Origin of the sequence: Marinobacterium aestuariivivens (genome assembly GCF_042661465.1) — a bacterium.
Lineage (GTDB): Bacteria > Pseudomonadota > Gammaproteobacteria > Pseudomonadales > Balneatricaceae > Marinobacterium_A > Marinobacterium_A aestuariivivens.
The window spans coordinates 2,453,834-2,477,030 of the sequence record NZ_JBHSWE010000001.1 but is presented as its reverse complement, the minus strand read 5'-3'; the positions used below and the strand labels follow the sequence as shown (position 1 = coordinate 2,477,030).

The window sequence follows — 23,197 nt, the reverse complement described above, 5'->3', positions numbered from 1 at the left end:
TGTCTGCCTGAAAAGGTTCAGGCGGCGGTGTAGGGGTGCGCTACCTGTTTCAGCGCGATGGTGAAACAGGCCCCGCCCCGGGGGTGATTGCTGGCTTCGAGGCGGCCGCCCAGGCTGTCGATGATGCGATGGGAGATCGAGAGTCCGAGCCCGAGCCCCTGACCGGCCTTCTTCGTCGTGAAGAAGGGCTCGAACAGGCGCTCGAGGTGCGCCGGTTCGAAACCGGGCCCCGTGTCCCGCACGCGCAGCAGGATCTCGCCGCCACTGTGCTCGAGGCCGATCTCGATACGCCCCTCAGCCTGCCCTTCCATCGCCTGCAGGGCATTGCCGATCAGATTCACCAGCACCTGTTCCAGGCGCAGTATATCGCCCAGCACATAGACCTTGTCGAGCCCTTCGGGCCAGTGAATGCTCACCGACTGCTTGTCGAGCCGGCCGTAAAGGATCGACATGGCGCCGTCCTGCACCGCCTTCAGGCAGACCGGTTCCGGCGCACCGCTGCTGACGCGGGCGAACTCTTTCAGCGGATGAATGATCTTGGCCATGCGCTCGGTCAGCCGCGAGATCTCCTCGAGATTGGTCATTGCCGTCTCGCTGCGCCCGCGCTCGAGGAAGAGGCGGCCGTTGTCGGCATAACTGCGGATGGCGGTCAGCGGCTGGTTGAGTTCGTGATTGATGCCGGCCGACATCTGCCCCAGCACCGCCAGCTTGGCGGTCTGGATCAGCTCGTTCTGGGTTTTCTGGTGCTGCCGGATCTCCTGCTGCAAGCGGGTATTGGCCCGGGTCAGATCCCGGGTACGCTGCTCGACACGGCTCTCGAGTTCATGCTGCGCCCTTTGCAGCTGCTGCTCCTGCTGCTTGCGTTCGGTGATGTCGTGGATGGTCACGATGAAATGGCGTTGCCCGTTGGCCGGCATCCGCCCGATCGTCAGCTCGATCGGAAACAGCGACTGGTCCGCCCGCCGCGCCGAGGCCTCGATATGCAGCTCCCGCGCAGTATCACCGGCACCGCCGGTAATGTGGCGCCAGCAGACGGGACGGTCCTGATGCTCCAGCAGGTGGCTGAAATACTGCCCGCTGATCTCCGCCTCGGGGTAGTGGAACAGTTTCTCGGCGGTAGGATTGAACGACTCGATACGCCCCTGGGCATCGAGGGTGATGAGACCCGCCTGGGTATTGTCGATAATCGCCCGGATCAGGGCTTCGTTTTCCGCCAGTGCCTGGAGTTCGCGACTGCGAAAGCGCGCCCGCTCCTGCTTGATGCGACGGCGGGCCACCAGCACCAGCACCAGCAGCAGACCGGCAAGATAGACGATCGCCGTGAGCACCAGGGCGCGGAAAACCCGCTGCTCCACCGGCTTCATGCTGGCCAGAACCGCCACACTGAGACCGGAGTTCGGTACCGGGCTGGTCTGCAGCAGGTAATGGCGGGTGCGTATGCCGTCCAGCGCCGCATTGTCGATGCGGTTGCCCTCAAACAAAGTGATCAGGTGGCCGCCGTCCGGCTGTTCCTCACGCCAGAGGATCTCGAGGGAGGTCAGCTCATGGGCACCGTAGCGCAGGCTCTCGATGATGCGATGCAGCTCCGCCTGGCTGAGGGGCTTCAGGGTTCGGAACTTCCACTCCGGCCGCGTCGAAATGACGATAACGCCGTCCTCGTCGGTCACCAGGATGTCCAGCAGCGGGTCGTTCCAGTCCCCCTCGATATCGTTGAGGTCGATCTTGACGACAATCACCCCGGCGACGCGACCGGCGATACGCACCGGGTAGGAGTAGAAATAGCCGCGCCGGTTCGAGGTGGTACCGAGGGCGAAATAGCGCCCTGCCTCACCCGCCATCGCCTGTCTGAAGTAGGGCCTGAAGGCAAAGTTGCGCCCGACGAAGGTGGCGTCCTGAGCCCAGTTGCTGGCGGCGATGGTGACGCCTTCGGGATTCATCAGATAGGCGTCGGTGGTACCGATGGTGCGGTTGACCTCTTCCAGGTAGAGGCTGGCCCGCATCCGGGCATCGCTGTCCTGTTCGAACATCAGCGCATTGAGCAGTTCGGAGTGGCTCGACAGCAGCTGCGGCAGGTCCTTGTAGCGATCCAGCTTCTGTTGCAGGCTCAGGGTATAACGATTCATGTCGGCCGCACTGCGCAGCTGCACCTCCTGCATCGCCTGCTGGCGCACCAGCATCGCCACCTGTGCCATCAGCAGGACGAATACCAGCAGCAGCAACAGGATGACGACAGGTCGCTGTATTCGATGTCTGGATGAAGGAGACGCACCAGGGCGGTTCAGATCGTTCATGGCTCTGGTCATTATGCGCCGCGGCACCGAAACTTTAAATACCGCGGCGGCTCCCCCAAGGGGGAGCACGGATTCATTGACACCTTGCCGGTGCCTCCTTAGTGTTTGCGGGCCCGGCGACAGGTGATCGACCCGATATCGCCACACCGGCTTGATATCTATAGCAGTCAGAGAATCAGTATGCGACTCGAACAGCTTATTGCCAGCGAGCTCAATGCCCGTCCCGAACAGGTCAGTTCCGCCATACGGTTGCTGGACGAAGGCGCCTCCGTGCCCTTTATAGCCCGCTACCGCAAGGAGGCGACCGGCGCCCTCGATGACGGCCAGTTACGCACCCTTGAACAGCGCCTGGGTTACCTGCGCGAACTCGCGGAGCGGCGTCAGGTCGTTCTCGACAGCATTCGTGCCCAGGGCAAACTGGCCCCGGCGCTGGAGCAGCAGATTCTCGCCGCCGAGACCAAGAACCGGCTCGAGGACCTGTACCTGCCGTACCGGCCCAAGCGCCGCACCCGGGCCCAGAAGGCCCGCGAGGCCGGCCTCGAGCCGCTGGCCGATCAGCTGCTGCAGGCCCGTGGCGGCCAGGCGCCCGAACGGCAGGCGACGGCCTTTCTGAACCCCGATGCCGGCATCGAGACAGCGGAGCAGGCCCTCGAGGGCGCCCGCCAGATCCTCATCGAGCGGCTCGCCGAAAGTGCCGACCTGCTGGAGGAGCTGCGAAGCTGGTTGTGGCAGCAGGGCGAACTGCGCGTCGGCCTCGTCCGGGGCAAGGACAGCGAAGGTCAGAAGTTCCGCGACTATTTCGATTACCGCGAACGCTGCAGCCGCATTCCGTCCCACCGCGCCCTGGCGATTCTGCGTGGCCAGCAGGAAGGCGTACTGCGGTATCGCCTGACCCCGCCCGAAGGTCGCGAACAGGAGGGGCCGCAGCGCATTGCCCGCCACTGGCGCCTGCCCTCCGGCAACAGCGCCGGCGCCCTCTGGCTGGACGAGACGGTCCGCCAGTGCTGGAGTCAGAAATTGCTGCCCGGTATCGAAACCGACCTGACGCGGCAGCTGCGCGGCGCCGCCGAAGAGGAGGCGATCCGCGTTTTCGCCCGCAACCTTCGCGATCTGCTGCTGGCGGCGCCGGCCGGCCCCCGCGCCACCCTGGGCCTCGACCCGGGGCTGCGCACCGGCGTCAAGGCGGCGGTGGTCGATGCCACCGGCAAACTGCTGGCCCAGGATACGCTTTACCCCCACGCCCCCACAAACGCTGGGACCAGGCGCTGGCCAGCCTGGCCAGACTCTGTCGCACACACCGGGTGGAGCTGATCGCGATCGGCAACGGTACCGCCTCGCGCGAGACCGAACAGCTGGCCCGCGAGCTGGCCGAGCGCGAACCCGGCCTCGGCCTGGTGCCGGTGGTGGTCAGCGAAGCCGGCGCCTCCGTCTACTCCGCCTCGGAGCTGGCCGCCGCCGAGTTTCCGGATCTCGACGTCACCCTACGCGGCGCGGTCTCCATTGCCCGCCGGCTGCAGGACCCGCTCGCCGAGCTGGTCAAGATCGAGCCGCGTTCGATCGGCGTCGGCCAGTACCAGCACGATGTCGACCAGAACGCCCTGACCGCCATGCTCGGCAACGTGGTCGAGGACTGCGTCAACCATGTCGGTGTCGATCTCAATACCGCCTCGGCCGAGCTGCTGGCCCAGGTGGCGGGACTGAGCCGGACCGTGGCGGCCAACATCGTCGAATACCGCAACCAGCAGGGCGCTTTCGTCGACCGGCGCCAGTTGCTCAAGGTCCCGCGCACGGGGCCCAGGGCATTCGAACAGTGCGCCGGCTTCCTGCGCATTCGCGACGGCGCCCAGCCGCTCGACAACTCGGCGGTGCATCCCGAGGCCTACGGCCTGGTCGAGCGCATGGCGGCACAGCTCGGCTGCTCCCTTGCACAGTTGATCGGCGACGCCGATCGCCTCGGGAAGCTCGACCTGTCGGCGCTGCGCAGCGACCGTTTCGGCGACTATACCCTGACCGACATCCTCCGCGAACTCGAGAAGCCCGGCCGCGACCCGCGCCCGGAGTTCCGCACCGCCCGCTTCGACGAGACCGTGACGACACTCAGGGACCTGTCGGCGGGACAGTCGCTCGAGGGCGTCGTCACCAATGTCACCAACTTCGGGGCTTTCGTCGATATCGGCGTGCATCAGGATGGCCTGGTGCACATCTCGGAGCTGGCCGACCGTTTCGTCAAGGACCCGCACGAACTGGTCAGTGCGGGCCAGATCGTCAGGGTGCGCGTGCTGTCGGTGGATGCGGATCGCAAGCGCATCGCCCTGAGCATGAAGTCGGAAAGCGGCAAGCCGCAGCCGCCCAAGTCCAAGCCCGCGCCGGCCGCGGAAGGTACACTGGCAGCACGGCTGAAGGCCGCCGGCCTGCGCAGGGGCTAAGAGCGACCTGCGCAGAAACATCACGATTTATCCGTCTAATTAATTGACCGACTGGTTTATAATGGCGGCCGATAAACACGCAAAGGGGCAGAAACTTGTCTGCAGCACTCGAAAAGCAGCTGGACCGGCTGGTCCGCAACGGCCAGGCGGCATTGCTCAAAGGCATCCTGCACGGCATCGAAAAGGAAGGCCTGCGGGTCGATGCCCGGGGTCACCTGTCCCAGGCGGATCATCCGCGTCCGCTCGGTTCGGCCCTGACCCACAGCCATATCACCACCGACTATTCCGAGGCGCTGCTCGAGTACATCACGCCGGTGTTCAGAGACCCTGCCGATGCACTGGAATTTCTCGCCGACCTGCATCGCTTCGGCTACGGCGCCATCGGCGACGAGCTGGTCTGGGGCGCCAGCATGCCCTGCGACATTCCGAACGAAGAGAGCATCCCGATCGCCCGATACGGCAGCTCCAACAGCGGACAGCTCAAGCATCTTTACCGGGTCGGACTGAAATACCGCTATGGCAAGATGATGCAGACCATCGCCGGCATCCATTACAACTTCTCGCTGCCGGACGAACTCTGGCAGGTGCTGCAGGAACAGCAGCAGGACCGGCACAGCCTGCAGGAATTCCGCTCGGCGCAGTATTTCCGCCTGATCCGCAACTTCCGCCGCTTCGGCTGGCTGCTGCTCTACCTGTTCGGTTCGTCGCCGGCACTGTGCAGCTCCTTTCTCAGAGGCCGGCCGCACAAGCTTGAAAGCCTGCGGGACGATACGCTCTACCTGCCCTACGCCACCTCGCTGCGCATGAGCGACCTGGGGTATTCCAACAAGGCACAATCGTCGCTGGGCATCTGCTTCAATCACCTGCAGACCTACACCCAGTCGCTGCACCGGGCGATACACACGCCCCACGCGCCCTATGAGGCGATCGGACTCAGGGTGGATGGCGAGTACCGCCAGCTCAACGCCAACATTCTGCAGATCGAGAACGAATATTACAGCGACATCCGTCCCAAGCGCGTGGCCTCGGCCGGCGAGAAACCGCTGCATGCGCTGCAGATGCGGGGCGTCGAGTACGTCGAGATTCGCAACCTCGACATCAACCCCTTCCTGCCGGTCGGCATTGACCGGCAACAGGCCGACTTCCTCGACGCCTTCCTGGTGACCTGCCTGCTGGCATCGGACGACCTGATCGACGATGACGAATGCGACCGCATCAGTGAAAACCTCGCCCGCGTCGTCAACCGGGGCCGGGAACCGGGACTGGAACTGACCTTTGGCGACGGCGAACGACCGCTGCTCGACTGGGGCCGGGAAATTCTCGACGAAGTCGGCAAAACCGCTTCGGTGATGGATGGCAACGTCGAGGACAGTCGCTACTCCCGTGCGGTCGCCGCACAACGGGAGAAGCTCGAGGAGCCGGACCTGACGCCTTCCGCTCAGGTGCTGCGCCATCTCCGGGAAGAAGGTATCGGCTACAGCGAATTCGTGCTGGCCCAGAGTCGTGCACACCGGGACCTGTTGCTGGCCACTGCGCTGCAACCCGAGCGCCTGGAATACCTGAGCCGAATGGCCGCCGCGTCGCTCGACGAGCAAGCTGAAATGGAAGCGTCGGACAGCCTCGCCTTCGATGAATTTCTGGCACAGTATCTGGCCAGCTGACAGCCGCAGGTTGGGTGGAGTGCCGAAGGCACGAAACCCAACAACTGCGGTCGACCTGCGCTAATGATGGGCTTCGGCCCGATGGCCTCTGCCCATCCTGCGATGGATTATTGAATCACAAGACTGGTGAAGAAGAGGTCGGTCACGAACGCTTCTCCTTCCTCCGCCACCAGAATCGTCTGCACCCGTTCGAGCGCTTCATGCGCCAGCGTCTGCTGGGCCTCGACCGTGGCCAGCTGCTCTTCGGTCTGGGCGCTGAGCAGAAAAACGATATCGTTGCGGATATGGGGCAGATGATAGTTCACCGCATGGTGCGCTTCGGGACTGCTGACCTGGATGGTGATCTCGCATTTGACGAAACGCAGCGTGCCCTCGCTGCTGAAATTGGCGATGAACGGCTTCAGCTCGATATAGTTGACGTAATCCTCCGCCGACTCATCCGCCAGAGCCCCCAGCGGCAGCCACAGCGCCAACAACACCCCCAACACCCAGTTTCGCACCATCGATCTCCCGTCCATGACAGCCCTCGCAGAGGCGCCAGTATAGCCCGGCGACGGCAACGGCGTTAAGGGCCGGGTCTCAATGCGGCTAAGCGGGGCAATACCCCGCCGTTTTTCCCGCGCTGCACGCAATATAAAACCGCCAACCAGGCCTACCTGGCTCACCAATAAGACAAAATACCATTAAATAACAATAGGTTATCATTACAAAAGGGGCCTGCAGCGGCTTTCTGCACGCTATTGCGCCTGCCTTCGCATTGGGATTAGTATTGGGGCTGACCGAGAGACAGGAGCCAAGCGATGCTGGAAAAATGTCGCAATGCCAAAGAACGCTGGGGTGGCGTCAGCGAGATTATCGACCACCTGCTTGAAGAGCGCCAACAACTGATCAGCCGTTTTGTGGCGCTGCCTTCTCTCAAGGTTGACAGTGAGCTCAAGGCCCATACCGAGGCGTTTTGCGACCTGCTGATGGATTACCTCTCGTCGGGCCATTTCGAGGTCTACGAGCAGTTGCTGCGTGAAGGCAGCGAGTTCGACGACGGCAGCCTGGAAAAAGCCCAGAAGCTGTTCCCGCGCATCCAGGACAGCACCGACTACGCCCTTGATTTCAACGATAACGGCTTTGCCTGCCTGGCCGCCCCGACGGTGCATCAGGTCAGGGAATTCGCCGATCACCTGTCCCGCCTCGGCGAAAAGCTCGAGGAACGCTTCGAGCTCGAGGACCGGATGATCGAGATCCTGCACAACTCCCATCGCGACCTGGTGCTGACCGAAGCCGGAGAGTAACCGATGCGCAGCGCCCGGGCTGCCTGGATGGCGGCCATGCTGGCCGTATTGCTGGCCGGCTGCGGCCGGGCCGAAGCACCGCAGCAATGGCATGAATACGCCACCCAGGGCGCCTATTCCGCCTCCCTGTCCGAACTGGGACGCTATGCTCTGATCGGTTCCATCAACCATGGCGGCAGCCTCTGGGACACCCGTCGCAACGCCCGCCTGTTCAGCTGGAATCACCATCAGGGCGAATTCACGAATATCGTCACCAGTGCGATATCCCAGGACGAGACCTTCGCCGTCACCGCCGGGCAGCAGGACCTGGTGCTCTGGAGTCTGATCAGCGGCGGTCCGGTCTGGTACTGGAGCTCACCGGCCGAAATTCTTGCACTCGACCTGGCACCCAATGCCGATCACGCCCTGATGGGGCTGGCCAATCACGAGGCTGTCTATTTCGATATCAAGCAGGGGGCGTCAGTCGTACCTTCCGCCATGACGCCCGGGTCGGCGCGGTGGATCTGAGCCAGGACGGCCGTTTCGCCCTGACCGGTTCCGACGACTACCGGGCGACCCTGTGGGACATCCAGAGCGGCGAGAAGCTCCTGAGCCTCGAATTCGGCAATGTCGTCGACACCGTTGCCCTGTCGCCGGACGCCCGGCTGGCCTTCACCGCCGCGACCCTCGACCGCGCCCTGATCTGGGACACCCGCAACGGCGAAGTGCTGCAGACCCTGTCCGACTTCCGCAGCCTCTTCCAGCGCCGCATGAGCTACCTTAGCGCCCGCTTTTCGGCCAACGGCGACCAGTTGCTCACCGGCAGCGCCTCCGGTCTGGTACAGCTCTGGGATGTGGCCAGCGGTCGCGAGCTGAAACGCTGGCGCGTCCACAAGCGCGCGCCCTACGGGCCGACCAGCACCGGCGTCTATGCGGTCGCCTTCAGCACCGACGGCTACTACGCCATCGGCTCCAACGGCCTGATCAACCGGCTGCGCTGAAGCCGCTCCCACGGATAACGATATTTGTAGGAGCCCGGCCCTCCGGGCGAACCGCGGTATTCGCCCACAGAGCAGGCTCCCACGCAGCCTGCACCCGCACGCGCCCTACGGGGCAACACCCGGTACCGGCGTCTATGCCGTCGCCTTCGGCACCGACGGCTACTACGCCATCGGCTCCAACGGCCTGATCAACCTGCTGCGCTGATTGTAGGAGCGGCTTTAGCCGCGAAGGGGATGGCAACTGTGGCGGCAGTTCGCGGCTAAAGCCGCCCTCGGAAATTTCGGCGCCCGCCGTAGGAGCGCCGCCCCGGTGCGAACAACCTCGGTACCGGAACCTTTCGCCTCGGGGCGCCGCTCCTACCAAAACGAAACCCGCCGTAATGGGCGGGTTTCGGTATCGGCGGAAGGCTGCATGCTTACTCGCCGGCGGCTTCTTCCTGCTCCGCTTCCGGATTCACTTCCAGCAGCTCGACCTCGAACACCAGGGTCTCGTTCGGGCCGATGGCATTGCCCATGCCGCCCGGGCCATAAGCCAGATCCGCCGGGATCACCAGACGTGCCTTACCGCCCTCTTTCATCAGTTGCAGGCCTTCGGTCCAGCCCGGAATAACGCCGTTCAGCGGGAAGGAGACAGGTTCGCCACGGGCGTAGGAGCTGTCGAACTCGGTGCCGTCGACCAGTTGCCCCTTGTAATGAACCTTGACGGTATCCTCGGCGGTCGGGCTTTCGCCCTGGCCACCTTCGAGCACCTCGTACTGCAAACCGGACTCGGTGGTGGTGACGCCATCCTTCTTGCCATTGTCGGCCTGATAGGCCTGCCCCTTGTCGAGGTTGGCCTGAGCCAGCTCGGCAAACTGCTGACGCTGCTCTTCCATCTTCTTCATCTGGAAAGCCTGCATGATCTGGGCAACCTGCTCCTGATCCAGCTGCGGCTCTTCGCCCTTGTAGATGGTTTCGACACCCTGGCTGAAGGCTTCGACATCCAGCGTCTCGATATCCTGCTTGAGTTTGTCGCCGAGGATCAGCCCCAGGCTATAGCTGAGTTTCTTGTCTTCGGTATCCAGATCATCGGCCAGAGCCACAGGCCCTGCAGTCATCAGGGAGGCCAGTGTCACGGCCAGCAAAGTTTTCTTCATCAGTAAAAAATCCTTGGCGATGGTGTCGATGGTTAGTGACTGATTTAACTCTAAAGTTCACCCCATTACCACCGTAATAGCCGAACCGCCGTCCTGTCCAGTGCCGGCTGCGCCGCACACAGCAGGATTTCCAGATCGTCCGCCAGACAGGCGTCCGCGGCGACACCGGCCTGGCGCAGATAGCCGACGATATTGCACAGCAGCAGAGCTGGCCTGTCGATCGCCCTCTCTGCCGGCCAGCGGGTGCCGAGACTGAATAGCCGCGCCAGTTCCACCTGCTCGGCCGCCAGCTCGGCCTGTCGCAACGCCCGATAGACGACCTCCAGGCCATCCTCCCGACGCTTCTGCTCACGCACCTGGTAGCGCAGCGCCCGCAGCGGTGCCGTCAGTTCCCGCTGCCAGCGCGCCGCATCGGAGGCTTCCAGTTCATCGGCGCGCAGCCGGCGCCCCTCGCCGGCCAGCCAGCAGCAGAACAGCAGCCGGTTGATACTCAGACCGCCCTTTTGCTGCAGGCCGAGACAGGCCTGCTCGACGCCGGGTTGACGGTAGAGTTCGAGGGCATAATCCCACAGGGGATTTTCCAGGGACATGGTGTTTCCTTCCTCCGGGCTCAGTGCGGTCAGTGACAACATGCAGAATCGTAACAGGTTACGCCTGACGCGTGACGCGTAACCATATCTAGGTTTCCTTACGCGGAATAAGATAAAATCCGCCACCATGATCCAGATACTCGAACTCAGCTTACATCGCGGCGTTCAGCGCCTGCTGCACCAGGCCAGCCTGACCCTTCATTCCGGCTGGAAGGTCGGCATTATCGGCGCCAACGGCGTCGGCAAGTCCAGCCTGTTCAAACTGATTCTCGGCGAGCTGCAGGCCGATGCCGGCGAGCTCCAGCTGGCCGGCAACCAGACCATTGCCCATATGGCCCAGGAGGTCACGGCCGTCGACCGTCGCGTTCTGGACTATGTGCTCGACGGCGATGCCCAGCTGCGCGAAATCCAGCAGCAGATCGAGGCCGCCGAACGCGATCATCAGCACCACCGGCTTGGCGAACTGCATGCCGAACTCGACGCCATCGGCGGCTACAGTGCCGAAGCCCGCGCCCATCAGTTGCTGAACGGCCTGGGCTTCCTGGCGGGAGATGCCGGGCGCCAGGTCGGAGAGCTGTCCGGTGGCTGGCGCATACGCCTCAACCTGGCACGAGCCCTGATGTGCCGCTCCGACGTACTGCTGCTCGACGAGCCCACCAACCACCTGGACCTCGATGCCACCATCTGGCTCGAACAGTGGCTGCGACAGTACCCCGGCACCCTGCTGCTGATTTCCCACGACCGCGACTTCCTCGACAATGTCGTCGGTCATATCGTGCATATGCAGCACGAGCAGCTGGACCTCTACAAGGGCAACTACAGCGCCTTCGAACGCACCCGGGCCGAGCGCCTGGCGCAACAGGACGTGCAGTACCAGAAACAGCAGCAGCGTGTCGCCGAAATCGAAAACTTCGTGCGTCGTTTCCGCGCCAAGGCCACCAAGGCCAAGCAGGCCCAGAGCCGGCTCAAGGAGCTGGAGCGCATGGAGCTGATTGCACCGGCCCATGTCGACAGCCCCTTCAGCTTCGGTTTCCGACCGGCGGACAAGGTTTCCAATCCGTTGCTGACGCTGCACAAGGCCGACTGCGGCTACAGCGGCAAGGCGATCCTGCAGCAGGTCAGCCTTTCACTGGCCCCGGGCGCACGCATCGGCCTGCTCGGCCCCAACGGGGCGGGCAAATCCACGCTGATCAAGACCCTGGTCGGCGACCTGGCACCGCTGGCCGGCGAGAAGCGGGGCGGCGAGCACCTGCAGGTCGGCTATTTTGCCCAGCACCAGCTCGAGGCGCTGGACCTCGAAGCCTCGCCGCTGCTGCATATCAAGCGTCTCGACGGCAAGGCCAGCGAGCAGCAGATCCGCGACTTCCTCGGCAGTTTCGGCTTCAACGGCGACGACGCACTGGAGCCGGTAAAACGCTTTTCCGGCGGTGAAAAGGCCCGGGTCGCACTGGCGCTGATCGCCTGGCAGCGACCCAACCTGCTGCTGATGGACGAACCGACCAACCACCTCGACCTGGAGGTCCGTCATGCGCTGACGCTGGCGCTGCAGAGTTTCGAGGGCGCACTGATACTGGTGTCCCACGATCGTCACCTGCTGCGTAATACCGTCGACGATCTGCTGCTGGTCGCCCACGGCCGGGTCGAGCCGTTCAGCGGCGACCTCGAGGACTACCAGAGCTGGCTGGCGGAGCAGCGACGTCAGGCCTCCCCGGAGCCGCGGGCGGACGACAACCGAGGCAACAGCGCCGCCGACCGCAAGGCCCAGAAGCGGCAGGAAGCCGAGAACCGGGCCAAACTGCGCCCGCTGCGCCAGGCCATAGAGAAGCTGGAGCAACAGCTGGAACGGGTATCGACCGAACTGACCGGCGTCGAGGAACTGCTGGCCGATGCCGGTCTGTACCAGGACGCCAATAAGGACCGGTTGAAAACCCTGCTGGGACAGCAGGGTGAACTGAAGCTTAGGGCCGAACAGATCGAAGGCGAGTGGCTGGAGCGCCAGGAAGCCCTGGAAGCGCTCGAGCAGCAACTGTCGTCGGCTGGGGAGCCGTAGATTGGCCCGAGGGCGCAGCCCGACAATGAAGTGTCAGCTGCGCCGTGCGATCTCGAACAGCCGCGTCAGTTCATCCAGCGCTTCGCGCTCGCCCATCAACTGCTCGACGACCTCGGAGACCGTTTCCGCATCCAGCCCCAGTGCATCGAGCAGCGTTTGTGGCAGCGCCTCGATCGGACCATCGCTGAGACCGCGCTGACGCAGGAGGCGGCTGCTCAGGCACACCAGAGCCGCATACTGCCAGTGCTCGTCCTGGTAGTCGCATTCGTTCTGCCGGCGCACGGCCACGCAGACCTCCGCAGGCAGCGACCAGCTTTCCATCAGCCAGCTGCCGACCTGCTCCCGGGTCACGTTCAGTACCTGCTTTTCGACATACTCCTGCGGAATATGGGGATTGGCCTCGAGATAGCGTGACAGCAGCGAAAAGTGCGGCGGAAACAGGTGCGCCAGCACCAGGTAGCCGAAGTTGTGCAGCAGCCCGGCCAGATAGGCCAGTCCCGGACGCGGCCGTTCCCGCTCCAGCCTGGGCATCTGTGCGCAGAGACGCTCGGCGAGCGTCGCGCAGTAGACTGCCTGCTGCCAGTAATCGGTGCCGTCCCGCGGCGTATCCTTCGGCAGCTCGAGGGTCTTGCCCATGGCTACGCCCAGGGCCAGGTTGATCACCAGATCGAAACCCAGCACCCGGATGATGGCGTCCTCCAGCGAATGCACTTTGCCGGGCACGGCGTAGTAGGACGATGCCGCCCAGCTCATCACCTGGGCCGAAAGGCTCGGGTCGACGCGCACCACCGGTACCAGGCCGTCGACACCGGCCTCGGGATCACAGCGCATCATGATGATTTTCTGGGTCGTGGGCGATAGCGACGGCAGCCCGAGGGTATCCTCGAGGCGCTGGCGGATGCGCAATGCGGTGAATTTCTCGACCGCACGATAGATCAGGGTGCGGTCGTCGCCGTCCGGCTGGCCGGCATCGATATCGTCCCGTGTCAGCCCCAGCCGGTGCACGGCGATACCGCCCTGTTCGAGCCAGCTCGACGGCACCCGGAAGGTCCGTGCCGAATGGGGCTCGTAGAGCTCGAGCTCGGCTTCCGTCTGCAGCGACTGATCGAGCAGCAGCGGCAGCGACAGCAGCTTGCGCAATCCGTCCTCCTGCCCCAGTGCCTCCTGGCCGAAAAAGCGCCGCGCATCCTCGCCACGGACCGGCTGTAGCTTGCGTCCCGAGTCCTTCCAGACGTTATTGAGATTGAGCAGCCCCGACCAGGGCAGCAACACCAGGACCTTGCCATCGGCGTCGTGCAGCAGCAGCACGCGCACCGTTTTGCCCGACGCCACACCGGCTTCCTCGAGCGTACGAACTCCTATCGCCAAAACACTCTCTCCTTCGGGACTATCCTTGCGTACCCTTCCGGCTGGCCGCCGGTACCGCAATGAACGAACAGGGCAACCGCCGTATAAGCTTAACAGCATAGCAACAGGGTGCCACGCCGTCCCCGGTCTATTGTCGGTGAATACGACTGACCGCTTTCAATACCCGCAGACTCTTCATCACCGAGGCCAGATGAACGCGGTTGTGCACCGAGATATCCAGTGTGACCTGGCTAAGCTGACCGTCCTTCTCGCCGCTGTCGATCTTGATGATATTGGCGCCGGCAGTGGCCACGGTGGTGGCGAGATTGGCGATGATGCCGCGCTGTGACACCACTTCGAGCTTGAGGCCGACCCGGAACTCGTCTTCGATGCTCTTGGACCACTCCAGATAGATGCATTTTTCGGGATCATCGCGCAGGTAGCCGATATTGCGGCAATCGGCGCGATGGATAACCAGTCCGCGGCCGGTGCTGATATGGGCGATGATGGTATCGCCGGGAATCGGGTGACAGCACTTGGCATAGTGCAGCACCATGCCCTCGGTGCCCTGTATCGCCATGGGCCTGGTGCCGCGCTTCCCCGGCACCGGCTCTCCCTCTTCCAGCGGCGTCTCCGGCCTCAGACGCCGCGCCACCACATAGGCCATGCGGTTACCCATACCGACATCTTCGAGCAGCTCTTCGACGGAGCGCAACTCAGCCTCCTTCAGCAGCTGGCGCAGCTTTTTCTTTTCGACATCGTCGAGACTGATGCCGTAGTTGCCGAGAAACTGGTTCAGCAACCGCCGCCCCAGCGCGATCGACTCGTGACGCTGCTGGTTCTTGAGGAAGTGGCGAATGCTGGCACGGGCCTTGCCCGTAACGACGAAATTGAGCCAGGCCATATTGGGCTGCGCACTGGGCGTGGTAATGATCTCGACGGTCGAGCCGCTGACCAGCGGTGCCGACAGCGGGGCCAGCCGCCGGTTGATGCGACAGGAGACGCAGGAGTTGCCGATATCGGTATGCACTGCATAGGCGAAATCGACCGCCGTGGCGCCGCGCGGCAGCTCGAGGATGCGCCCCTTGGGGGTGAACACATAGACCTCGTCCGGGAACAGGTCCTTTTTGACGTGCTCGATGAACTCCATCGAGTCGCCGGCATTGCGTTGCATCTCCAGCAGCCCCTGGACCCACTTGCGCGCCCGGTTGTAGGAGCCGATGGCGCTGTCCGAGTCGCCGTAGGCCTTGTAGTGGCTGTGCTCGGCGATGCCCTGACTGGCCACGGCGTCCATTTCGCGGGTGCGGATCTGCACCTCGATGGTGATGTCGCGGGTGCCGAACAGATCGGTGTGCAACGACTGGTAGCCGTTGGCCTTCGGGATGGCGATATAGTCCTTGAAGCGCCCCGGCACCGGCTTGTAGAGGTTGTGCACCGCGCCGAGAATGCGGTAGCAGTCGTCTACCTTGTCGGTGACGATGCGAAAGGCGAACACGTCCATGATCTCGGCGAAGGATTTGCGCTCCATGCGCATCTTGCGATAGATGCTGTAGAGGTGCTTTTCGCGCCCGCTGACCGTGCCCGGCAGCCCTTCCTGGTCAAGGCGTCGCTGAATGGTCTGCTGGATCTCGCTGATGATGTCACGGCGCTGGCCACGCGCCTTGACCACCGCGCGGCGAATATATTTCGAGCGCATCGGGTGGTAGGCCTGGAACGCCAGGTCCTCGAGTTCCACCTGCAGGTCGCGCATGCCGAGACGGGCCGCAATCGGGGCATAGATATCGAGGGTTTCGCGGGCAATGCGGCGCTGTTTCACCGGTGGCATCGAGCCGAGCGTGCGCATGTTGTGCAGCCGGTCGGCCAACTTGACCAGGATCACGCGGATATCCTCGGCCATCGCCAGCACCATCTTCTGAAAGTTCTCGGCCTGGGCCTCGGCCTTGGTCTCGAATTCCAGATGGGTCAGCTTGGAGACGCCGTCGACGATATCGGCCACGGCAATGCCGAATTGCGACTCGATGGAGTCGTAGTTGATCTCGGTATCTTCGATGACGTCATGCAGCATGGCCGCCATCAGGCTCTGATGGTCCATGTGCATGCCGGCAAGAATGCCGGCGGCGGCAAGCGGATGGGTCACGTAGGGTTCGCCGCTCTTGCGGCGCTGGCCGTCGTGCGCCTGCTCGGCGAAGTAGTAGGCACGACGCACCCTCTGGATCTGATCCGGATCGAGGTATTCAGTCAGTCGCTGAGAGAGTGCGTCTATCGTCGGCATCGAGGCTCCGGTCAATAAGGCTATACCGGGAATGATGCCGTATCAGAAGGCTTTCGGGAAGATCAGTCTTCGTCGATATCGTCCAGCACGCGCTTGTCGGTCAGACCTTCGGCGATTTCACGCAGCGCGACCACGGTCGGCTTGTCGTTTTCCCAGTCCAGCTTGGGATCCTTGCCGCCTACCGCCAGCTGGCGCGCACGCTTGGCAGCGACCATGACCAGTTCGAAGCGGTTATCAACGTTATCCAGGCAATCTTCAACGGTTACTCGTGCCATCAGGGACCTCGAAAAGGCAATTGCGAAAACAAAAAGACCGGGGATTTTAATCTACCGCTACTGCTCTGACAAGAGCCCGCCGATCAGCTCGAGCTGACGGTGTTGCTGCACATCCATCCGCAGCCGACGCGCCACCAGCACCGCGTGCAGTTCACCGAGCGCCTGCTCGAAGCGGTCATTGATGATCAGGTAGTCGTATTCGCCGAAATGGCTCATCTCGCTGACCGCCTCGGCCATGCGCCCGTCGATCACCGTCTCGTCGTCCTGGCCCCTGCCGGTGAGCCGTTCGCGCAGCGCCTCGCGGGAGGGCGGCAGGATAAAGATCGACACCGCCTCGGGCATCAGCCGGCGCACCTGCTGCGCCCCCTGCCAGTCGATCTCGAGAATCACGTCGATGCCCTGGTCCAGTTGCTCCTGAACCCAGCACTGGGAGGTGCCGTATTTGTTGCCGAACACTTCGGCGAACTCGAGGAACCGGCCCTCTTCGATCAGGGCGTTGAACGTCTCCATCGTCACGAAGTTGTAGTCATGGCCGTCGGTTTCGCCGGGGCGCATCGTACGGGTGGTGTGGGAAACCGAGACGCGCACCAGGCTGTCACGTGCCAGCAGCTGTCTGACCAGGCTGGTCTTGCCGGCGCCCGAAGGTGCCGAGACGATATAGAGGGTTCCTTTAAGGCTCATGCGCCACTCCGGATTGACTGCAAGGTTCAACAGGCGCCTATGATAAACCAATCGAGCTGCGAATTCAGATGGCGCTTCGTGGCGGTGAGGGTGAGTGAGTGGTGAGCGGTCATGCGAATGGTAACCAGCGCTGTTAACTATTAACTGCTCACTGTTCACTGTTCACTGTTATCTATTAACTGTTCACTCTGCACCTGTTCGATCGCCTCGATTGCCTGCATCAGCGACTGCAGCGCAGCCGCTGTTGGCTGCTCGCCGCGCAGCTGTGCCTCGAACTCGGTGAGCCGTTGCACCAGCGGCATGAAACCCAGGTTGACGGCGGTACCCCTGAGGGTATGGCAGACCCTGGCGGCCTCGTCGTAGCGACCGGCAGCGAAGGCGGCCTCGATACGGCTGCGGTAACCGGCCAGGCTGCCCCTGAAACTTTCGACCAGTTCCCGGCAGCCCTCCTCGCCGATCATCTCCCTCAGGTCCGCCAGCACATGGCGGTCCATCAGCTCCGTCCCGACGGCGTCCGCCGCATCGCTGCCGGTCTGCTGCGGCCGGGCATCCGGCAGCGCCGGCTGCCACTGCGACAGCAGCTCCTGCAGGCGCTGACGGGTCACCGGTTTGCACAGATAATCGTCCATACCGGCATCGATGCAGGCCTGACGGTCCTCGTTCATGGCATTGGCGGTCATGCCGACGATGGCGATATGCCCCAGCGGGGCCGGCAGGCGACGGATGGCCCGGGTCGCCTCGAGACCATCCATATTGGGCATCTGCACATCCATCAGCACCAGGTCGTAGCGCTGCCGTTCGAGCATTTCCAGGGCCTCGAGACCGTCGCCGGCCAGATCGGCCTCGTGGCCGAGGTAATTGAGGATCCCCAATGCCACTTGCTGGTTGACGCTGTTGTCTTCCACCACCAGGACGCGCAGAGGCGCCCCACCGTTGCCGGCGGCGGCCGTGACCGTGGCTGTGGCCGGCGGCACCGACGCCGTGGCCGGCGCGGGCCTGAGGCCCAGCCGGAACCAGAAGCGGCTGCCCCTCCCCGGCTCGCTGTCGAAGCCGACTTCGCCATTCATGTGTTCGACCAGGCGCTTGCAGATCGCCAGCCCCAGGCCCGTGCCGCCGTAACGCCGCGCCGTGGACGCGTCTCCCTGCACGAACATGCCGAACAGCTTCGGCTGCACCTCTGTCGCAATGCCGATACCGGTATCCTCGACTTCGAACAGCAGCTCGTCGCAGCCTCCCTGCCGGAGTGCATCCAGCGAAACCCGCACCCTTATATGGCCGCGCTCGGTGAATTTCGCCGCGTTGCCGATCAGGTTCAGCAGTACCTGTCGCAGGCGTCCGGGGTCGCCTTCGTAACGTCCCTGCAGCCCTTCGTCGACCTCCAGCCGCAGGCTGACCGGCTTGTGCTGCAAACGGCTGCGCTGCAGCTCGACGACGGTCTCCAGCAGCTCCTCAAGGTCGAAGGCGGAGCTTTCCAGTTCGAAGTGTCCCGCCTCCATCTTGGAGATATCGAGAATATCGTTGAGTATTTTCAAGAGCGCTTCGGCCGACTCGCCGACAGTCGCGGCAAAGCGACGCTGCTCCGGGTCCAGGCGGGTGTCGAGCAGCAGACTGGTCATGCCGATGATGCCGTTCATCGGCGTGCGGATCTCGTGACTGACGGTCGCCAGAAACTCCGTCTTCGCCTGACTCGCCGCCTCGGCGCGGGCCACGGAATCACGCAACTGCACGGCCAGCTGCTCGGCCCGCTCCCGCGACCGGAGTTCCGCGAGCATCTGGCGGAACAGCAGCAGGACAAGGGTCCCCATGCTGAACATCAGCAGCACCACCAGAACGCCAAGATAGCCCAGCATAATGAGGGTCTCGTTGCGGACCTCGGTTTTCAGCTCGGCCCGCGCCGACAGCACCTGCAGAATCAGCTCATCGGCATGCTCGCTGATCAGCGCGGACCGCTGCAGCAGTGCCGCGGGCATGCCCGGTTCCTGCAGCCGGGACATCTGGCGGTCCATCGTCTGAACTTCGGCGATGAACAGGTCCGCCACCTGCTTTACCTCGGCATCCCGGCTGTAGACATCGTGCAGCTGCCCCTTGTCCAGCAAGCTGATGCGACTGTAGAGGATCTCGAACCTCAACCGTACCTCCTCGAGGCGCCCGTCCCCGGGCGTCTCGACGAGGCGCTGCAGCCCGGATTGCAGCTTCAGGCTTTCGCGGTCGATCTGATACGCGGCCCAGAGGGCATCCTCCTCGGCAACGCTGAGCACGACCTGCTGGCGCTGGACCAGCAGCAGCAGCAGCGCAAGAACGGCTACGAGAAACAGCACCGACACCGCCAGCAGCAGCAGAAAGCGACGGCCCTGGGCTGTCATCGCGGCCAATGCCGATTTCAGATATCCCAATCCCTGCTCCCCGCTATCCCTGGTGGTTACTTGACGAGAATATGCTTGATCTGCCAAACCGAACGGTTCTGAATGACCTCGGTTCTCAGTGCCGGATCCGAATCGAAGGGATACACCAGAAACAACGGCCCCTTGTCACGGATACGCATATATTCGGTGTTCATCTTCAGGGCCAGAATAACATCGTGGGCCCACAGATCCGCCACCGGAACCGTAGCACGATAATCGTTCAGTGCCGTAATCAGCAGCGTATCGCCTCGGGCACCGACCGCTTCCAGCAGGGCGCGGCCCAGGGGCCCTCGAAATCATTGACGCCATCGGTCCAGGGGTTCGGGTGCGAACCAGCTTCTGCTGCAGGCCTTCGAGCATGGTGCGGTCGAAACGCGCACAGCCGTCGCCATTGGTATGATCGATGGCGCCTTCGACCGTGAGGATCACCGGCCCCTCGGGGACCGCGAGCTCGCCGGCTGAGACGGGCAGCAGCGGTGAAAGCAAAAGCAGAATCAGCAGCGAACGCAACCAGAGCATGGGACTCTCCAACAGACGGGCATCCCAAATTATCGGAAAAAAGCGCAACGGGCCGCAAGCCGGATTGAAGGTTTTCCCGCTTCGGCAGGAAGATTGATACAGAACTGACCGGCATTTCGACACCGCGGGAAGTCGACGGGCCGCAGCAGCGGGAGACTCTGGACGAGCCTCCCGGCAATTCCGCCGGATCAGGCAGCGGGGACGGCAGCGTAGGCCACCACTTCGCAAAGCATCTCTTCGCGCGCAAGGCCCGCCACGATCATCGCCGCCCGGTTGGGGTACGGTGCCTCGAAGTATTCGGCATAAACGGCATTGAAGACCGGCAGCTGGCTGCGGTCGGTGACGTAGATCAGCACCTGGGTCACATCGGCCATGGTCAGTTCGGCCGCCTCGATGGTGTGCCTGAGGTTGTCCATCGTCTGACGGGCCTGGGCTTCGATTCCGCCCCCGACCACCTGCCCACCGGCATCGATGGGAATCTGTGCCGTATAGAGCTGGCCGTTGGCGATGGTGGCCCACTCCAGCGGGGCCTTGGAGGCAAAGAGATCGGTTTTGACGACTTGTTTCATAAGATTTCGGCAGACTCCGGTTGTGAAACGAAGAGAGCGGCCGCAGCCGCTCCACAAAGGGTTGCAAGGCGAATCAGAGGCCCTGTTCGTCGGCCATCCGGCGGGCGATCTTCGGCGCGCTCCAGAGCGACGGCAGCAGCACCAGCGAAACCGGCACGGCCGTTACCACGATAAAGGACTGCAGTGCCGAGATGCCGCCCGAGCCGATCGAGATCAGCAGTGCGGCGACGACCCCCATCATTACGCCCCAGAAGATGCGTACGGCACTCTGCGGATGGTCGGTACCGGTCATCACCATCGATACCGCATAGGTCATGGAGTCGCCGGTGGTGGCGACGAAAATCACCGTCAGCACCAGGAAGAGCGCCGAGACCAGGCCACCCAGCGGCAGTTGCTCGGTGATCGCCAGCAGCGCCGCCGGCAGGTTGAAGCCGGTGAAGGGCTCGGAAACCACACCGGGGTTGCCCAGTTCGAATGCCAGACCGCTGCCGCCGACGATGGTGAACCAGAAGCAGGTGATCACCGGCGCAACAACCGAGATCAGCAGGATCATTTCGCGGATGGTGCGGCCACGGGAGATACGGGCGACGAACATCGCCATCAACGGACCGTAACCGAGGAACCAGCCCCAGAAGAACACCGTCCACCAGTCCAGCCAGCCGGTATCGGCACGGAAGGTCGCCATCGGGATGAACTCCTGCAGGTAGATGCCGAACGACTGCAGGAAGCCGTCGACGATAAAGGCGGTCGGACCGAATACCAGGATGAACAGCATCAGCACCACGGCCAGGATGACGTTTGCGGTACTGAGCATCTGGATACCACGGGTCACGCCGCTGACCGCCGACAGTGTATAGATGGCGATCAGGCCGACCAGGATCGCGACCTGGGTCGAATATTCGTTCGGGATGCCGAACATTTTCTCCAGGCCGAAGCTCACCTGGAGGCCGAGGAAGCCGATCGGCCCGACGGTCCCGGCGACCACCGCCAGTACGCAGCAGGCGTCGACGATGGCACCGAAGGTGCCGGTCATCACGCGGTCGCCGAATACCGGGTACAGCAGGGTGCGGGGCTTGAGCGGCAGACCCTTCTCGTAGTGCAGGTACATGTAGACGATGCCGGTCAGGCTGCCGAGGATCGCCCAGGCCAGGAACCCCCAGTGCATGAAGCTCTGGGCCAGGGCATTGTAGGCGGCGTCCAGGGTGCCGGTTTCACCGCCGAACAGCGGTGGCGGCGACGTGAAGTGCGCCATCGGTTCGGCGGCGGCCCAGAAAACGCCGCCGCCGGCCAGCAGGGTGCACATGATTACCGCGACCCACTTGAAGCCGCTCATCTCGGGCGTTTTCACGCCCCCATGACCACCGAGCCGGTGCGGCCCAGCGCCAGAATCAGCCCGATGACGAAGGTCAGCAGCAGCAGCACCTGCCAGTAGGCGCCGAAATATTTCGTCGAGGTGGCAAAGGCGCTGTTCACCCAGCTCGACACCATTTCGATATCGTAGAGCGCCGCGATCACGAACAGCACCAGCGCGCCGCCGCTGATCAGAAAGACCGGAATATCGACACCGGCAAACCAGCGATTCCGGGTCATGGCGTTCTCGGGAACGCTCAGCGAAGCCTGGGAAACATTACTCATAAGGTTCTCCTGATGACTCTTATATTTATTGCCGAATCAGGCTATTGCTCAGGGTGCAGGCACCGGTCGCGCAACGCCCGGGATAATCAACGGATCTCGGGCGACAGGCCGTCTTCCAGCAGGTTCAGCCAGTTCAGTCCCATGATCCGGGCAACCTCGTCGGGCCCGAAGCCCCGTGCCAGCAGTCCTTGCGTAAGGTTCGGAAAGTCCCGGCTGTCGCGGAACCAGGACAGCGGCCGCGGCCAGTCCGCATTGGAGCTGGAGCCCTCGCCGTAATCCTTCTCCTTCGACCAGCGGCCGTTGCGCATCCACTCCAGCACCGACAGCGGCTGCTGCTGACACAGGTCGGTACCGATGCCGATATGGTCGATCCCCATCAGGTCGGCGGTACGGGCGACCATGTCGCAGAAGTCCTCGAGGCTGCAGTCGGAGCCGTTCTGCAGATGGAACGGGTAGAGACTGAAGCCCAGCAATCCGCCCGATTCACCCAGCGCCCGGAGCACCTTGTCCGACTTGTTGCGCCTGGCATCGTGGAAGCTCGACGGATTGGCATGGGAGATCACCACCGGTCGCTCCGAGATCTCGATCGCGTCCAGGGTGCTGCGCTCGCCGCTATGGCTCATGTCGACGATCATGCCGACCCGATTCATCTCCCGGATCGCCTGGCGGCCGAAGCGGGTGACGCCGCTGTCCTCGGCCTCGTAGCAGCCGCAGGCCAGCAGGCTCTGGTTGTTGTAGGTCAGCTGCATGATCATCAGGTTGAGCTCGCGCATCACCTCGATCATGCCGATATCGTCCTCGATCGGTGAGCAGTTCTGGGCGCCGAACAGGATGCCGACCTTGCCCAGTTCCTTGGCGCGGCGGATATCCGCCGCGCTCTTGACCGGCATGATCAGATCGCCGTTCTGCTCGAAGTGGCGGTTCCATTCGGCGATCCGCAGCAGCGTCTCGCGGATCTGCTCGTGGTAGACGATGGTGGCATGCACCATCGTCACGCCCTTCGCGCAGCTGTTGGAAGATCTCGCGGTTCCAGTTGGAATACTGCAGACCGTCGATCACTATCAGCTCGTTATGCAT

Annotated in this window: 17 protein-coding genes and 4 pseudogenes; 7 read left to right on the top strand and 14 right to left on the bottom strand. The window is 63.3% G+C overall.

All coding sequences use genetic code 11. The annotated features are described in order from the left end of the window. Positions 1 to 17: 17 nt before the first annotated feature. Positions 18 to 2,291 (bottom strand): ATP-binding protein, encoded by a 2,274-nt coding sequence (locus ACFQDL_RS12795; protein WP_379909349.1) that lies wholly within the window; start codon positions 2,289 to 2,291, stop codon positions 18 to 20. 180 nt (positions 2,292 to 2,471) lie between these two features. On the opposite strand from ACFQDL_RS12795, the pseudogene ACFQDL_RS12790 reads away from it, so the two are divergent. The 3 genes and pseudogenes from ACFQDL_RS12790 to gshA all read left to right on the top strand — a co-directional run. Further along, positions 2,472 to 4,298 (top strand): annotated as a pseudogene (locus ACFQDL_RS12790) (helix-hairpin-helix domain-containing protein); the annotation flags it as partial. Positions 4,299 to 4,378: 80 nt separating this feature from the next. Further along, positions 4,379 to 4,717 carry a S1 RNA-binding domain-containing protein gene (locus tag ACFQDL_RS12785; RefSeq protein ID WP_379913062.1) on the top strand — a complete coding sequence of 113 codons (339 nt, stop codon included), beginning with the start codon at positions 4,379 to 4,381 and terminating at the stop codon, positions 4,715 to 4,717. Positions 4,718 to 4,812: 95 nt separating this feature from the next. After that, positions 4,813 to 6,378 carry a glutamate--cysteine ligase gene (gene gshA / locus ACFQDL_RS12780; protein WP_379909348.1) on the top strand — a complete coding sequence of 522 codons (1,566 nt, stop codon included), beginning with the start codon at positions 4,813 to 4,815 and terminating at the stop codon, positions 6,376 to 6,378. A 107-nt stretch (positions 6,379 to 6,485) separates the two neighbouring features. Here the strand turns inward: gshA and ACFQDL_RS12775 are convergent, their stop codons facing one another. Beyond that, positions 6,486 to 6,881: a flagellar basal body-associated FliL family protein gene (locus ACFQDL_RS12775; protein ID WP_379909346.1), complete on the bottom strand. Its 396-nt coding sequence runs from the start codon at positions 6,879 to 6,881 to the stop codon at positions 6,486 to 6,488. 297 nt (positions 6,882 to 7,178) lie between these two features. On the opposite strand from ACFQDL_RS12775, the gene rsd reads away from it, so the two are divergent. The 3 genes from rsd to ACFQDL_RS12760 are packed head-to-tail and all read left to right on the top strand — an operon-like array spanning position 7,179 to position 8,644. Further along, on the top strand, positions 7,179 to 7,664 hold the full coding sequence (gene rsd, locus ACFQDL_RS12770) for a sigma D regulator (RefSeq protein WP_379909345.1): 486 nt from the start codon (positions 7,179 to 7,181) through the stop codon (positions 7,662 to 7,664). Between the two features lie 3 nt (positions 7,665 to 7,667). Further along, positions 7,668 to 8,171 (top strand): WD40 repeat domain-containing protein, encoded by a 504-nt coding sequence (locus tag ACFQDL_RS12765; RefSeq protein WP_379909344.1) that lies wholly within the window; start codon positions 7,668 to 7,670, stop codon positions 8,169 to 8,171. Beyond that, positions 8,162 to 8,644 carry a WD40 repeat domain-containing protein gene (locus ACFQDL_RS12760; protein ID WP_379909343.1) on the top strand — a complete coding sequence of 161 codons (483 nt, stop codon included), beginning with the start codon at positions 8,162 to 8,164 and terminating at the stop codon, positions 8,642 to 8,644. Before ACFQDL_RS12765 ends, ACFQDL_RS12760 begins: the two co-directional genes overlap by 10 nt. A 416-nt stretch (positions 8,645 to 9,060) precedes the next feature. Here the strand turns inward: ACFQDL_RS12760 and ACFQDL_RS12755 are convergent, their stop codons facing one another. Beyond that, positions 9,061 to 9,780 (bottom strand): FKBP-type peptidyl-prolyl cis-trans isomerase, encoded by a 720-nt coding sequence (locus tag ACFQDL_RS12755; protein WP_379909342.1) that lies wholly within the window; start codon positions 9,778 to 9,780, stop codon positions 9,061 to 9,063. Positions 9,781 to 9,845: 65 nt separating this feature from the next. Next, on the bottom strand, positions 9,846 to 10,370 hold the full coding sequence (locus tag ACFQDL_RS12750) for a TIGR02444 family protein (RefSeq protein WP_379909341.1): 525 nt from the start codon (positions 10,368 to 10,370) through the stop codon (positions 9,846 to 9,848). A 127-nt stretch (positions 10,371 to 10,497) separates the two neighbouring features. Here ACFQDL_RS12750 and ACFQDL_RS12745 point away from each other — a divergent pair, with 127 nt between their 5' ends. Continuing rightward, on the top strand, positions 10,498 to 12,420 hold the full coding sequence (locus ACFQDL_RS12745; protein WP_379909340.1) for an ATP-binding cassette domain-containing protein: 1,923 nt from the start codon (positions 10,498 to 10,500) through the stop codon (positions 12,418 to 12,420). A gap of 33 nt (positions 12,421 to 12,453) precedes the next feature. Here the strand turns inward: ACFQDL_RS12745 and ACFQDL_RS12740 are convergent, their stop codons facing one another. From ACFQDL_RS12740 to ACFQDL_RS12700, 10 genes and pseudogenes are all read right to left on the bottom strand, one after another. Beyond that, positions 12,454 to 13,788, bottom strand: a complete 1,335-nt coding sequence (locus ACFQDL_RS12740; RefSeq protein ID WP_379909339.1) for an aminoacyl-tRNA deacylase and HDOD domain-containing protein — start codon at positions 13,786 to 13,788, stop codon at positions 12,454 to 12,456. A gap of 127 nt (positions 13,789 to 13,915) precedes the next feature. After that, positions 13,916 to 16,039, bottom strand: a complete 2,124-nt coding sequence (gene spoT, locus ACFQDL_RS12735; RefSeq protein ID WP_379909338.1) for a bifunctional GTP diphosphokinase/guanosine-3',5'-bis pyrophosphate 3'-pyrophosphohydrolase — start codon at positions 16,037 to 16,039, stop codon at positions 13,916 to 13,918. Between the two features lie 62 nt (positions 16,040 to 16,101). Then, positions 16,102 to 16,314, bottom strand: coding sequence for a DNA-directed RNA polymerase subunit omega (gene rpoZ / locus ACFQDL_RS12730; protein ID WP_379909337.1), 213 nt, complete (start codon positions 16,312 to 16,314; stop codon positions 16,102 to 16,104). A 57-nt stretch (positions 16,315 to 16,371) separates the two neighbouring features. Continuing rightward, the gene (gene gmk, locus ACFQDL_RS12725) at positions 16,372 to 16,995 is read right to left on the bottom strand and encodes a guanylate kinase (protein WP_379909335.1); all 624 of its coding nucleotides are present in this window, start codon (positions 16,993 to 16,995) and stop codon (positions 16,372 to 16,374) included. Positions 16,996 to 17,150: 155 nt separating this feature from the next. Further along, complete coding sequence (locus ACFQDL_RS12720) at positions 17,151 to 19,388, bottom strand: ATP-binding protein (protein ID WP_379909334.1); 2,238 nt, start codon at positions 19,386 to 19,388, stop codon at positions 17,151 to 17,153. Between the two features lie 26 nt (positions 19,389 to 19,414). Continuing rightward, positions 19,415 to 19,552, bottom strand: coding sequence for a hypothetical protein (locus tag ACFQDL_RS12715; RefSeq protein WP_379909333.1), 138 nt, complete (start codon positions 19,550 to 19,552; stop codon positions 19,415 to 19,417). Positions 19,553 to 19,555: 3 nt separating this feature from the next. Next, positions 19,556 to 19,633 (bottom strand): annotated as a pseudogene (locus tag ACFQDL_RS32950) (hypothetical protein); the annotation flags it as partial. A 471-nt stretch (positions 19,634 to 20,104) separates the two neighbouring features. Then, positions 20,105 to 20,485 carry a RidA family protein gene (locus ACFQDL_RS12710; protein WP_379909332.1) on the bottom strand — a complete coding sequence of 127 codons (381 nt, stop codon included), beginning with the start codon at positions 20,483 to 20,485 and terminating at the stop codon, positions 20,105 to 20,107. 73 nt (positions 20,486 to 20,558) lie between these two features. Next, a pseudogene (locus ACFQDL_RS12705) lies at positions 20,559 to 22,075 on the bottom strand (BCCT family transporter). Between the two features lie 131 nt (positions 22,076 to 22,206). Beyond that, positions 22,207 to 23,197 (bottom strand): annotated as a pseudogene (locus ACFQDL_RS12700) (dipeptidase).

Bases quoted from the DNA above. Each gene is read 5' to 3' on its own strand.
- rsd (WP_379909345.1), top strand. From the start codon at position 7,179: ATGCTGGAAAAATGTCGCAATGCCAAAGAACGCTGGGGTGGCGTCAGC.
- spoT (WP_379909338.1), bottom strand. From the start codon at position 16,039: ATGCCGACGATAGACGCACTCTCTCAGCGACTGACTGAATACCTCGAT.
- ACFQDL_RS12745 (WP_379909340.1), top strand. From the start codon at position 10,498: ATGATCCAGATACTCGAACTCAGCTTACATCGCGGCGTTCAGCGCCTG.
- ACFQDL_RS12750 (WP_379909341.1), bottom strand. From the start codon at position 10,370: ATGTCCCTGGAAAATCCCCTGTGGGATTATGCCCTCGAACTCTACCGT.
- ACFQDL_RS12765 (WP_379909344.1), top strand. From the start codon at position 7,668: ATGCGCAGCGCCCGGGCTGCCTGGATGGCGGCCATGCTGGCCGTATTG.
- ACFQDL_RS12715 (WP_379909333.1), bottom strand. From the start codon at position 19,552: ATGAACACCGAATATATGCGTATCCGTGACAAGGGGCCGTTGTTTCTG.
- rpoZ (WP_379909337.1), bottom strand. From the start codon at position 16,314: ATGGCACGAGTAACCGTTGAAGATTGCCTGGATAACGTTGATAACCGC.
- ACFQDL_RS12710 (WP_379909332.1), bottom strand. From the start codon at position 20,485: ATGAAACAAGTCGTCAAAACCGATCTCTTTGCCTCCAAGGCCCCGCTG.
- ACFQDL_RS12795 (WP_379909349.1), bottom strand. From the start codon at position 2,291: ATGAACGATCTGAACCGCCCTGGTGCGTCTCCTTCATCCAGACATCGA.
- ACFQDL_RS12775 (WP_379909346.1), bottom strand. From the start codon at position 6,881: ATGGTGCGAAACTGGGTGTTGGGGGTGTTGTTGGCGCTGTGGCTGCCG.
- gmk (WP_379909335.1), bottom strand. From the start codon at position 16,995: ATGAGCCTTAAAGGAACCCTCTATATCGTCTCGGCACCTTCGGGCGCC.
- ACFQDL_RS12755 (WP_379909342.1), bottom strand. From the start codon at position 9,780: ATGAAGAAAACTTTGCTGGCCGTGACACTGGCCTCCCTGATGACTGCA.